The sequence below is a fragment of the Francisella sp. AG1 genome, from assembly GCF_057683165.1.
In genome coordinates this window covers 1,735,163-1,747,306 of record NZ_CM173135.1, presented here as the reverse complement: position 1 = coordinate 1,747,306, position 12,144 = coordinate 1,735,163, and the positions used below count along the sequence as shown (strand labels likewise).

Here is a 12,144-nt window from a genome sequence, read left to right as displayed (position 1 = left end):
TAATTACTCTCAAGCTACAAGATAAATTATTAATATCTAAAGGAGGTTAGTATTATGATGAAACTTATACTAAGATTAGCTCACCTATTTGATAATAAGAAAGATAGAGCATATGTAAGTGAGGCAGATAGGTTTTTGCAAGATTTTGATAAGGCTAATCCTCAGAAATCTGAATCACAAAAAAAAGAAATTTTAAAACATAGAAATCTTTTTAAAAGAGAGTCAAAGAAAGAGACAAGCTTTTTAGATGGAATGTAATATTAATTGTTTGTTATGTTTTTTATTTTAGCTATCAAGTAAAATCAAAAACTTCTTTATATTATTTTTTGAAATATTGATGCTGTCTGTTGTATATATTTTTAATATATTTTCATCTAGCATATTGCGGAAAGAACTATTTAAAAATGGTATTATGATTCATGGCTTGTAGATAATAAATATTATGAATTATATAAAAAAAATAATGAGGTTCTTTACTCTTGGATTGTTGGTTGTTAATTTAAATGGTTGCGTCTGGCTTGCTGTAGCTGGTATAGGCGCAGCAGGCGGTGCAGCAGGGGCTTATATGGTAGATAAAGATAAATAAGTTATAAAGAAGGTTTTGACTCGTCAATTACATCTGTATCTTTTGGAGTTTTGAAATCAAAATCATTATTATCGATTTTGATATTTGTTTTTATGTTTGAAAATTCAATTTTGGTAAACTGATTTAAAGAAGTTGAAATCTCAAGTGATTTAAGCTCGCCATCTTTTGTAAAATTAATAGTTATATTATTAATCATTTGGTCATTTTTTGGTATCAGAGTATAGCTATTATTATCTTTCTCTTTAACTGTAAATAATTTATCAATATTATTGGCATTTTTAGATAGAAGAATAAGATACGGAAATTGAGCTATATTGTTTGAAACTTTTTTTATTATAAGTTGTTCAAGATCTCCATCATATATCCATAGTTTTTGTCCATTAGAGTCTATTAGTTGGTTGTTAGGTGATGTGGTTGTCCATTTAAAGAAATGTGGTTTTTTAAGACTCATACTGCCTTTTGAATTAATATTGTTGTCATTCTGGCTATCAATTAATTTTTGATTAAAATTAGCAGTCATAGACTGAATGTTTTTAATTTTCTGGACAAGCTCTTGAGCTGAGTTAGCTAAGCCTAAATTTAAGTTTAGTATTAGAATTACAAAAAATATTATTTTTTTCATTTAAGTCTCTCTCTTTATTAAGACATCGCGCATGCCATTTTGATTCATTTCTGAAACAATACCATTTTCTTCCATTTCTTCCATTAGCCTTGCTGAACGGTTATAGCCTATTTTTAGTTTGCGCTGAACAGCAGAAATTGAAGCTTTTTGTGTTTTGATAACTATTTCAACAGCATCATTGTATAGCGGATCCTCACTATTTCCATCAGCATTAGATGATCCATTTTCTGATTCTTCTGAAGACTCTAATATATCTTCTATATATTCTGGTTCACCATATTTTTTCCATGATTCAACAACTCTATGGACTTCATCATCATCTACAAATGCACCGTGGATACGTATTGGAGCACCAAATCCAGGTTTTAAATAGAGCATGTCTCCTTGTCCAAGCAATTGTTCAGCTCCTTGCTGATCTAGGATTGTTCTAGAGTCTATTCTTGAAGATACTTGAAATGACATTCTTGTAGGGATATTTGCTTTAATTAGTCCTGTTACAACATCAACAGATGGTCTCTGTGTAGCTAATATTATATGAATGCCTGCAGCTCTGGCTTTTTGAGCTAGTCTTGCGATTAACTCTTCGACTTTTTTACCAACAACCATGATCATATCCGCAAATTCATCAGCAACTACAACTATGTATGGCATTTTTGTTAGGGTTGGAGCTTCATGAGCTCTTTCGGGATTCATTTTGATAAACATAGTATCTTTTAACGGGGTGCCAACTTTCTCAGCTTGTTCGATTTTATCGTTTAATAAAGCAATGTTTCTGACCCCAGCAGCAGACATAAGAGCATAACGACGTTCCATTTCTTTAACACACCAGCGCAAAGAATTAGCTGCTTCTGTCATATCTGTCACAACCGGTGTCAGTAAGTGAGGAATGCCATCATAAATTGATAATTCAAGCATCTTAGGATCAATCATTATAAATTTAAGTTGATCGGGAGTGCATTTATAGAGCATACTAAGGATCATTGCATTTACACCGACAGATTTACCTGATCCTGTAGTACCTGCTACTAATAAGTGAGGCATTTTTGCAAGTTCTGCAAAGGTCGGCTTACCAGAGATATCTACGCCAATACCCATTAAGGTAGAAGCTTTTGATTTCATAAACTCAGGACATGATAATACTTCTGAGATACGCACCATTTGTCTAGTTGGGTTTGGAAGCTCTAGACCAACATATGGTTTGCCAGGAATAACTTCTACGACTCTTACTGCTGTTGTTGATAAAGCGCGAGCTAAATCTTGAGCTATATTTGTTAGCTTGCTTACTTTTGTCCCTCTGGCTAGATCTATTTCATATCTAGTGATAACAGGACCAGGGTATGCAGCGACTACTTTTGCATTTATGTTAAAATCATTTAATGTTTGTTCTAGTAGGGAGGAAGTCTCATCAAGCAGAGATTGAGGTATAATTGTTTTTTTAGCGTCAGGTTTTGCTAATAGCTCAAGAGATGGGAGGTTTTCTCTGTTAAAATTATTTATACTAGAAGTCTTAGTTGATAAGTTTTCATGGGTGTCGACAGGCTTAGTTGTTATTTCTAACTTATCATTATCAGATTCTGTGATTGCTTTTTTTGAATCTTTAAATAATAACTCATTATTACTTTTTGTTTTATCTAATATTTTTCTAAAAGTATCCTCTTTGGGTGCTTCATTACTTTTTTCGAGTGTTATGGCTGTTGAAGAAGGATCTTTTTTACTAAAGTTTTTAGTGTGTGAGTTATTTTCAAAATCATCAAAGTCATTAATATTTGTTATATCTTTGTTTTTATCTTTTTTAGGTTTTGCTTTTGCTATATAGCTTAGGATTTTACCAAATAACATTAAAATGCTTTTAGATAAATATATCCAAGTGGTACCTGAGTATAGGGTTAAACCTACAAGTAATGAAATCAATAAGGAAAATGCTCCACCAACTGAACCGAGATATTTTATTGTCAGTTTGGTAGTTTCATAGCCGATAATGCCACCAGAACGTTGAGGCATCCAGTAGTTGGCAAAACTCAGGTAAAGTTCAGAGAGTCCACAGCATCCTAGAATAAAAATAATGATACCTATGGCTTTTAGAGTAAACATTATATAGCCTAAATTTCGCTCTTTTCTTTTGATAAGTAATACTCTGACAAAATCTATAAGTAAGAAAGGCATCAGGAATCCTACCACACCAAAGATTGAAAACATAAAGCTGGATATATAAGATCCTACGGGCCCAGCATAGTTTTTTATAGTGGTTTCAGATGACACACTACTCCAGCCAGGATCATTGATGTTGAAGCTAAAGAGAGCTATAAAAAGATATATTATGGTAGCAGTTAGAATAAAAACTAATGTAATTTTTAATCTACCAACTGCATGATTCTTTCTGTCTATATTTTTTTCTGTCATAATATCTTAGTCTAAAAGTATTAAAATTAATGTATAAAACCAATTGATAATTCTAACAAAAAAAAGTCTAAAAATGTTAGACTATACTACTAATTTATTAAGCTATAAGCATATAGAGGTAAGTTTTGGCTAAATTTCATATTATATTAGGATTTGTTATCTGTTTTTTGGCATGGATTTTTTTTCTAATTTTTCCACATCTTGATATTCAGCTAGCTAGCTATTTTTATAATTCTTCAACCCATAAGTTTATAGGTGGTTATGATGGTTTTCTAGGTTTTTTACACTGGTTAGCTAGATTTTTGCCGATCATTTTCTCTGTAGTAGTTATTTTATTTTTACTTGGATCACTTTTTATTGATAAGCTTAAAATTAAATATAGGAAAGCAATATTTTTTGTAGCTGTATGTCTATGGGTAGGTCCTGGTCTAGTTGTTAATTATGTGTTTAAAGACCATTGGGGTAGACCAAGACCTGTCATGGTAGAGCAGTTTGAAGGCGATAAAATATTTCAGCCACCTTTTGTAATATCTTCACAATGTGGTAAGAACTGTTCATTTGTTTGTGGAGATGCTTCTATGGGATTCTGGCTGTTCGCTTTTATACCTCTTGTTGCAACCCGTAAGAAAAAAATACTAGCTTTTTCAGCGGCGATATTTGCAGGTGGTGAATTAGGGTTGATGAGAATGGCTCAGGGAGGTCATTTTTTTAGTGATGTTGTTTTCTGTGGGATATTTGTCTATATTTGTACCTGGATGATTTATTGGGTAATGTATGACAAGAAGAAATAATAGAAGAATATTAGAATGACAATACAAATTAGTACACGTGTTAGCAATATTAAACCATCAGCAACTGCTCTGATGTCTTCAAAAATTCAGGAATTAAAAGATCAAGGAAAGGAAATTCTTTCCTTAAATGTGGGCGAGCCAGGTTTTAATACTCCCCAAGTAGTAAAGCAGGCTGGTATAGAGGCTATAGAAAAAAACTTTACACAATATACAACGGTAGATGGTTATAAATTACTAAGACAAGCTATAGCTAAGCGTTATAAGCTAGACTATGGGGTTGAATATAGGGTTGATGAAATCTGTGTAACGACAGGTGCAAAACATAGTTTACATAATATTTTTAATTGCATACTGAATGAGAGTGACGAAGTGGTTTTTATCGCTCCATACTGGGCATCATACCCTGATATGATTAAATTAGCTGGTGGTGTCCCTGTAGTATTTGAGACTAGTATTGAAAAAAACTTTGAACCAGATGTTAAAGAACTAGAAAAGTTGATAAATTCCAAAACTAAAGCTATTTTGGTTAACATACCTAATAACCCCTGTGGAGCTATTTATTCAAAAGACACAATGCAGGCATTAGGTAGATTACTTCACCGGTATCCTAATATAGTACTAATTAGTGATGAAATATATGATCAAATTCATTGGCAAATGACACCAATAGTTATTCCACAGCTTTTCCCAGAATTAAAAGATCGTATTATAGTAGCCAGTGGGGTATCTAAAAATTATGCAATGACGGGATGGAGAATCGGTCATATTTTGGCACCTCAAGGGTTTATAGAGGCAATTAAGAAATTTCAATCGCAATCTTTATCGTGTGCTTGCTCAATATCACAATTGGCGGCAATCAAAGCTTTAGAGATGAATACTCATGAGCTCCAATATATGGTTCAGGCTTATTATAGTAGAGTAAGTTATGTTTTTGAAAGTTTAAAAGAAGTTGAAAGTATCAAAATTTTTATGCCTCAAGGAGGTTTTTATATTTTTTTGGATATTAGTCAACTTCTGGCTAAATTAGAGCTTACAGATGAAGAATTTTGTATCAAGCTCTTAGAGCAGACATGTGTTGGAATTATCCATGGCAGTGCTTTTGGCCTAGCTGGACATGTTCGTATTAGTGCGGCAGCTGAAGAAGATGTACTTAAGCAGGCAATTGCTCGTTTTAAAACTTTTATTCTGTCGATTTAATTTTTCTAATAAAAGCTTTTCTCATTTGAATTTATCTGTCAATATATATTTATTATAAATTTAATGAAAGTTTTAATGAGTAAAAAAACAGTAGGTTTTGTTGGCTGGCGTGGGATGGTTGGTTCAGTATTAATGGATAGAATGATTGGTTCTAATGACTTCTCTAAATTTGATGCAGTATTTTTTACAACCTCTCAATTTGGGCAGATAGCTACGATAAATAGTCAAGAGTATTTTCTTAAAGATGCTTTAAATCTTGATGAACTTACTAAGCTGGATATTTTGGTTACATGCCAAGGTAGTGAATATAGTCAAGAAATATTACCTAAGCTTAGAGCGAAAGGTTGGCAAGGTTTTTGGATAGATGCAGCATCTAAATATCGTATGGCAGATGATAGTGTTATTGTATTAGATCCAATAAATATGGAAAATATTCAGCAAGCAATATCTAGAGGTATTAAAAATTTTATTGGTGGTAATTGTACGGTTAGCCTGATGATGTTAGCTATAGATGGACTTTTAAAGGCGGAGCTTGTTGAAAATATTTCTGTTATGAGTTATCAAGCAGTTTCAGGTGCTGGTGCTAGAGCAATGAATGAGTTGTTGGAGCAAAGCTGTATGATGGCTAAAGTAGAAGCAGAGGATAGTTTATCTCTTGAAGAGAAGCTTCGTTCACAAACTCAAGCTGATGACTTCCCTTGTTCTCAATTTGCTGCGCCAATGGCGTTTAACTTATTACCCTTTATAGATACTCTATTGGAGAATGGTCAAAGCAGAGAAGAATATAAAGCTCAGGCAGAACTTAATAAGATTTTAGCAAATAAGCAGGAAGAAATCATTGCTGTTGATGGTATTTGTGTGCGAGTACCAGTGTTAAGGGCACATAGCCAAGCTTTAACTATAAAGCTTAGAAAGCAGAGCTCTTTAATTGAATTGGAAAAAATGATAACTTCTGCAAACCCTTATGTAAAATTTGTAGCAAATAATCCACAAGACACAGCTAAAAATCTAACACCATTATCAGTAACTGGAAGTCTAGATATAGCTGTGGGGCGTCTTAAATTAACAAATATTTCCAAAGAGCACATACAGCTTTTCACTGTAGGTGATCAGCTACTGTGGGGAGCAGCTGAACCTATTAGAAGAATGTTGAATATTTGTTTAGAGGCTAACGATTAATAATTATAAAATTATAATTGACAGCTTTAAATTTGTTGTGTTAAACTCGAGTCTAGTAAGTTTTTTCTTACTGTAAATATTTTAAAAGAAGAGGAGCATGGTCTATAGATCTAATCTGAAAGTCATAACACTTGAAGACGATTAGAACTCTAGAGATTGTGCCGAAAAAATACAAAAGTTATGAGTTGTGTTTTTGGTTCTGGTGTTGAAAGGCAACAGAACTGTCACGTTAAACATAGACGTGGGGCGCTTCAGTCTTAGCATTATTTTGCAAAGCTTTGGTTCCTCATGTTAATGAAGACTTGGAGAGCTTTGTGGAAAATCAAATCAGTGTTGCAAAATTTGGCGGTACAAGTGTCGCAAATATAGAATCAATAAGGCGTTGTATAGAAATTGTCAAAACTACACCAGCTATAAAAGTGGTTGTAGTAAGTGCTCAATCTGGGGTTACTAACCTTTTGGTGAAATTAGTAACTAAATGCAATACTAAAAAATCTATAGATGATATTATGAGCGAGATTATGAAAATAATTAAGCCTACTCTAGCAGCTATAGATGATATTAAAATTAATATAAAAATTAATGAAATACTTGCGGATTTAAAGTTAGTTGCAGAAATGTCTTTGCGTTTGAAAACTCCACAAATCTGTGATGAAATACTTTCGTTTGGGGAGTTGATTTCAGCAAATATAGTCACACAATTATTGATAGAGTCAGGTTGTCAAGCAAGTTATCTCAGTGCTAAAAAGTTAATTAAGACAGATAATCATTACGGTCAGGCAAAACCGTTAATAAATGATATTTGTTTAAATGTCGAACAGCAACTAATTCCTTTAGTTAATAGTGAGATCGTTGTAATCGAGGGCTTTATTGGAGCAGATGAGAATGGTCTTACAACGACTTTAGGGCGTGGTGGCAGTGATTATTCAGCTGCTTTAATAGCAGAAGCATTAAAAGCAAAAGATTTACAGATTTGGACAGATGTCGCTGGGATTTATCAGGCAGATCCACGAGTTATATCACAGGCACAGACAATTACTCAAATGACTTTTAACGAAGCTGCAGAATTAGCAACTTTTGGAGCAAAAGTACTCCATCCTAGTACTTTATGGCCAGCTATACGTAGTAATATAAATGTTTTTATTGGCTCAAGTTTTGCAAAAGAAGCTGGTGGTACATGGATAACTAAAAAGACTCAACAAGATTTGCCAATAATTAGAGCTGTAGCTGAGCGTAAGCAACAGGTGCTATTAACGTTAAAAAGCTATGATATGGTTCATGCACAAGGTTTTTTGGCAAAAGTTTTTCAAATTCTTGCTGAGCATAAGGTTAGTGTTGATTTGGTGACTACAAGTGAGGTTAGTATAGCTTTAACATTAGATCATACTGGTAGTCAATCAATTGGTAATACAGTGCTAACTGAAAGTTTATTATATCAACTTAATCAGCTTGGTAGTGTTGAGATCAGTATTGATGAAAATCTATCATTGATAGCTATTGTTGGTAATGATATTCACCTAACTAGAAATATTAGCTCGAGAATCTTCTCCAAATTAGCCGATTATAATATCCGTTTGTTTAGCCATGGTGCTAGCGGACATAATATGTGTTTACTTGTTGATCAACAAGATTCCCAACAAGTTGTACAAAAAATTTATAAAGAGTTTTTTTAGATAAGGGGGAGGAATGAAAGTTGCAATTATAGGTAAAGGTAATACTGGTCAAGCAGTTATAGAGTTATTAAAAAAAGATAATATTCATGCTATTTTTGATTCAAGTAATATTGTTACCGCAGAGAAACTTAAAGGAGCAGACGTTATAATTGTATTTGTTTCTGCTGAAGTTTTAGATCAGATTTTAGAGATATTGTTGGTTGTAAATATTCCTGTAATCTGTGGAACAACGGGGTTTGTTTATACTCAACAAATAATTAAAACTATTGATGCGAGACAAAAAACTTGGATAGTTGCTAATAATTTTAGTTTATCAATGGTATTTATTAAAGAAGCTATATTCAATTTAGGCAAATTAAAGGTTTTAATACCACAGGCAAGGTACTCAATAGAGGAAACACATCACACTAAAAAACTTGATGCTCCTAGTGGTACAGCTTTAGCCTGGCAGCAGTGGCATGGTATTAAAGACTGCCAGATTTCATCTGAACGTTTGGGTGATGTGAAAGGTATTCATAGTTTACATATTGATTATGATTATGAAAGTATTGAGTTAAAACACATAGCTCATGATCGTAAGTTATTTGCTGAGGGAGCAATTTGGGCAGCTAAATATGTTATGGATAATTATAGCAGGGGATTTTGCCAGTTTGAAACACTTGTTAAGGAGCAGATCGATGGAGTTAAATAATAACCTTTATACAGCGATAATAACACCAATGCAAACTGACGGTAAGGTAGACTATATTAGTTTTGAAAAAATATTAAAGTATCAAGCAGCTTCTGGATCTGGAGTGCTTATTTTAGGAAGCACAGGAGAGGCATTATCATTAAGTTTTGAAGAGCAGTGTGAAGTAGTTAAGTTTACATGTTCATTACAATTAGATACTCAAATAATGGTGGGAGTAGGTGGTTATCAGCTAGAGCAGCAGGTTCATTGGATTGAGTTTTGCAATAAGCAAAAAATCGATAGTTTGTTGTTAGTAACACCACTATATGCTAAGCCTGGTACGTTAGGACAAATTAATTGGTTTAATACACTTTTAGATGCAGCTGAAAAACCATGTATTTTATATAATGTTCCTTCTAGAACAGGTATCAATTTATGTTACGTTGCTTTAGAAAGTATTAAGGAGCATAAAAATGTTTGGGCTATTAAAGAAGCTTCAGGAGATAGTCAGCGTTTTGCAAAATATGCAAGTATTGCTCCGGGTTTGAAGATGTATAGTGGAGAAGACGGTATGTTGCCAGCTTTAGTTAGTTGTGGGGCTACTGGATTAATATCAGTCATGTCTAATATTTGGCCAAAGCAGGTGAAAGAATATGTTAAAGATTCTGTAAAAGGTAGTTTAGATAATGATGCTAAACAATTATGGCAGCAAGCAGCAGATGCCTGTTTTGAGGTTGCTAATCCTATACCAGTTAAGGTTTGGCTTGCAGAAAAAGATATTATAACAAACGATACTCTGAGAGCCCCTCTTATAGCAGCTGAACTAATAAATACAATGAATCTAGAAAAAGTGGATTATTTAATAAAAGAAAATTATAAATACATCAATTAAATTTAAAGGAATATTTTATGAGTTATCAACAAACTTTAGAGAAGTTACAATTAGGAGAAATAAGAGCAGCTGAGCAGTTAGGTGATGGCACGTGGCAAGTAAACACTAGTGTTAAACAGGCTATTTTAGATGCTTTTAAGGCTGGAGTTAATCAGGAATATGGCGATAATTATATAGGTTTTGTGGATAAGCATAATCTTTTACCCCGTAAATTCAGCGTTGGTGATGGTGTACGTATGGTACCAGGTGGATCATCAGTGAGAGCTGGAGCATATGTTGCGCCATCTGTTATTATTATGCCACCATCTTATATTAATACAGGTGCATATGTGGATGAAGGCACAATGGTTGATAGTAATGCGCTAGTTGGTTCATGTGCGCAAATAGGGAAAAATGTTCATTTGTCAGCTGGAGTGCAAATAGGAGGTGTTTTAGAGCCTATAGGAATGAGTCCTGTAATAATAGAGGATGATGTTTTTGTTAGTGCTGGTGCCGTAATTGTCGAGGGAATTATAGTTGGTAAAAGAGCTGTGATAGCTCCAAATGTAGCATTATCAAGAGGGGTTCGGGTTTATGATAGTGTGAATCAAAGAGTTCTTGAAAAAGGTGAGAAAATCCCTGAGGGAGCTATTGTGGTTCCTGGGTCACGTCCATTAACTTCAGATTGGTCAGTACAGCAGGGGATACAAACCTATTGTCCAGTAATTATTAAATATCGAGATGATAAAAGTGATAAAGCTCTAAGTTTAGAAGAGGCGTTGCGTTAATGTTTAATTTGGATTTCCATCGTGATAATTTAGTTAATTTATCAAATGAATTAGATAGTCCTTTTTTCTTTTATGATCTGGATGCTTTAACAGATAACTTAACTAAACTCAAAAAACTACCAGTGAAATTATGGTATGCAGTTAAAGCAAACCCTTTATCAAGCATATTACAAAGTGTAGCAAACCAAGAAATATCCTTTGATGTAGCTAGTATTGGTGAATTAGACCAAGTCTTAAATCAGGGAGTAGATCCTAGTAATATTTTAAATACAGGGCCAGCTAAATCATATAAGCAAATTTGTTATTTTTTAGAGAAAGGTGTGCGTATTTTTGTGCTTGAGAGTACGCAGCAATATCAAGATTTGTTAAGAGCGACTAGGAAATACCAAATCCGAGTTACTGTATTGTTGCGAGTACAGATAAATTGGGAAAAATCATCTAAAAGAAACGTTTTAGGTGGTGATAGTATAACTCCGTTTGGTTTGCCACCACAGCAATGGCTAGATTATTTCAAGGTAGAATCAGTAGACAGTGAATATGTAAATGTTATTGGTCTACATTGTTTTCAGTGGGGCAATATAACCAGTGTAGCTGAACTTAGTAAGTTATGGCAAAAAATTACTCGAGAGTTAATTAGTTTAGCAACAAGGCTTAAAATTGATTTAAAAGTGATTGATCTTGGTGGAGGGTTAGGCATTCCATACAATAATGAATCTCAAAAATTAGATGCTGTAGCTGTAGCTGAGATAGTCGCTCAATTGAAACATATGTATCAAGGTATAGAATTTTGGTTGGAATTGGGGAGATATGCTGTTGGTGAATGTGGGGTATATATAACCAAAGTAATAGATAAAAAAAAGATCTATGATAAGACTTTACTTGTTTTAGAAGGTGGTAGCCAGCATTTAAGTCGGCCATTTATTACGAATCAAGCATTTCCTGTATTTAATCTTTTAAGTGGAAACTTTCAAAAAAGTGCTACTATGGAGCTGCATGGACCATTGTGCACAAGTATTGATCATTTAGGAAGTGTAATTTTAGATGATGATACTAGTTCAGGAGATAGCTTAATATTTATGCAAACAGGGGCTTATGGTTTTACTGAAAGTATGCCTTTTTTTCTTTGCCATACTTTACCTGCAGAAGTTATCTATACAAAGCAGCAAACAAAACTTATTAGAAAAGCTGCTAATCCATTAACATGGTTACTATAATATATTGCTAACATAGCAATAGTAGATTAATTTATATATTAATAGCAAAATGATTTATCAAAGCTGGTGTGATTGCACATAATTTTTAACATTTTGTTTTATATTTAAAATTAAATACTAAAATGTTCAGTTTTTTAAAAAAAATAATAATAG

Annotated in this window: 12 protein-coding genes and 1 riboswitch; of the genes, 10 read left to right on the top strand and 2 right to left on the bottom strand. The window is 33.3% G+C overall.

Features of this window, described 5'->3' with window-relative positions; genetic code table 11:
• Positions 1–54: 54 nt before the first annotated feature.
• Both ACR0PV_RS09075 and ACR0PV_RS09070 read left to right on the top strand, forming a co-directional pair.
• Positions 55–258: a CBU_0585 family protein gene (locus ACR0PV_RS09075; protein WP_488172772.1), complete on the top strand. Its 204-nt coding sequence runs from the start codon at positions 55–57 to the stop codon at positions 256–258.
• A gap of 184 nt (positions 259–442) precedes the next feature.
• On the top strand, positions 443–586 hold the full coding sequence (locus tag ACR0PV_RS09070) for a hypothetical protein (RefSeq protein ID WP_488172771.1): 144 nt from the start codon (positions 443–445) through the stop codon (positions 584–586).
• A 1-nt stretch (position 587) separates the two neighbouring features.
• Here ACR0PV_RS09070 and lolA read toward each other — a convergent pair whose 3' ends face one another.
• A complete protein-coding gene (lolA, locus tag ACR0PV_RS09065; protein WP_488172770.1) occupies positions 588–1,208 on the bottom strand; it encodes an outer membrane lipoprotein periplasmic chaperone LolA in 621 nt (206 codons plus the stop codon).
• Entirely contained in the window at positions 1,209–3,608 is a 2,400-nt protein-coding gene (locus tag ACR0PV_RS09060) for a DNA translocase FtsK (protein ID WP_488172769.1), read from the bottom strand.
• Between the two features lie 125 nt (positions 3,609–3,733).
• On the opposite strand from ACR0PV_RS09060, the gene lpxF reads away from it, so the two are divergent.
• From lpxF to ACR0PV_RS09020, 8 genes are all read left to right on the top strand, one after another.
• On the top strand, positions 3,734–4,399 hold the full coding sequence (lpxF, locus tag ACR0PV_RS09055) for a lipid A 4'-phosphatase LpxF (RefSeq protein ID WP_488172768.1): 666 nt from the start codon (positions 3,734–3,736) through the stop codon (positions 4,397–4,399).
• Positions 4,400–4,414: 15 nt separating this feature from the next.
• Positions 4,415–5,596: a pyridoxal phosphate-dependent aminotransferase gene (locus tag ACR0PV_RS09050; RefSeq protein WP_488172767.1), complete on the top strand. Its 1,182-nt coding sequence runs from the start codon at positions 4,415–4,417 to the stop codon at positions 5,594–5,596.
• Positions 5,597–5,671: 75 nt separating this feature from the next.
• Positions 5,672–6,775, top strand: a complete 1,104-nt coding sequence (gene asd / locus ACR0PV_RS09045; RefSeq protein ID WP_488172766.1) for an aspartate-semialdehyde dehydrogenase — start codon at positions 5,672–5,674, stop codon at positions 6,773–6,775.
• Between the two features lie 80 nt (positions 6,776–6,855).
• Positions 6,856–7,035: riboswitch (Lysine riboswitch) on the top strand.
• A 54-nt stretch (positions 7,036–7,089) separates the two neighbouring features.
• A complete protein-coding gene (lysC, locus tag ACR0PV_RS09040) occupies positions 7,090–8,448 on the top strand; it encodes a lysine-sensitive aspartokinase 3 (protein ID WP_488172765.1) in 1,359 nt (452 codons plus the stop codon).
• Between the two features lie 13 nt (positions 8,449–8,461).
• On the top strand, positions 8,462–9,139 hold the full coding sequence (locus ACR0PV_RS09035; RefSeq protein ID WP_488172764.1) for a 4-hydroxy-tetrahydrodipicolinate reductase: 678 nt from the start codon (positions 8,462–8,464) through the stop codon (positions 9,137–9,139).
• Entirely contained in the window at positions 9,126–10,010 is an 885-nt protein-coding gene (gene dapA / locus ACR0PV_RS09030; RefSeq protein WP_488172763.1) for a 4-hydroxy-tetrahydrodipicolinate synthase, read from the top strand. Before ACR0PV_RS09035 ends, dapA begins: the two co-directional genes overlap by 14 nt.
• A gap of 17 nt (positions 10,011–10,027) precedes the next feature.
• Positions 10,028–10,777, top strand: coding sequence for a 2,3,4,5-tetrahydropyridine-2,6-dicarboxylate N-succinyltransferase (locus ACR0PV_RS09025; protein WP_488172762.1), 750 nt, complete (start codon positions 10,028–10,030; stop codon positions 10,775–10,777).
• Entirely contained in the window at positions 10,777–11,991 is a 1,215-nt protein-coding gene (locus ACR0PV_RS09020; protein WP_488172761.1) for a PLP-dependent decarboxylase, read from the top strand. The genes ACR0PV_RS09025 and ACR0PV_RS09020 overlap by 1 nt, the downstream gene beginning before the upstream one ends.
• Positions 11,992–12,144: the final 153 nt, after the last annotated feature.

Excerpts from the sequence above, each read along its gene's own strand:
- ACR0PV_RS09075 (WP_488172772.1), top strand. The coding sequence starts at position 55 with ATGATGAAACTTATACTAAGATTAGCTCACCTATTTGATAATAAGAAA.
- ACR0PV_RS09070 (WP_488172771.1), top strand. The coding sequence starts at position 443 with ATGAATTATATAAAAAAAATAATGAGGTTCTTTACTCTTGGATTGTTG.
- lolA (WP_488172770.1), bottom strand. The coding sequence starts at position 1,208 with ATGAAAAAAATAATATTTTTTGTAATTCTAATACTAAACTTAAATTTA.
- ACR0PV_RS09060 (WP_488172769.1), bottom strand. The coding sequence starts at position 3,608 with ATGACAGAAAAAAATATAGACAGAAAGAATCATGCAGTTGGTAGATTA.
- ACR0PV_RS09050 (WP_488172767.1), top strand. The coding sequence starts at position 4,415 with ATGACAATACAAATTAGTACACGTGTTAGCAATATTAAACCATCAGCA.
- asd (WP_488172766.1), top strand. The coding sequence starts at position 5,672 with ATGAGTAAAAAAACAGTAGGTTTTGTTGGCTGGCGTGGGATGGTTGGT.
- ACR0PV_RS09035 (WP_488172764.1), top strand. The coding sequence starts at position 8,462 with ATGAAAGTTGCAATTATAGGTAAAGGTAATACTGGTCAAGCAGTTATA.
- dapA (WP_488172763.1), top strand. The coding sequence starts at position 9,126 with ATGGAGTTAAATAATAACCTTTATACAGCGATAATAACACCAATGCAA.
- ACR0PV_RS09025 (WP_488172762.1), top strand. The coding sequence starts at position 10,028 with ATGAGTTATCAACAAACTTTAGAGAAGTTACAATTAGGAGAAATAAGA.
- ACR0PV_RS09020 (WP_488172761.1), top strand. The coding sequence starts at position 10,777 with ATGTTTAATTTGGATTTCCATCGTGATAATTTAGTTAATTTATCAAAT.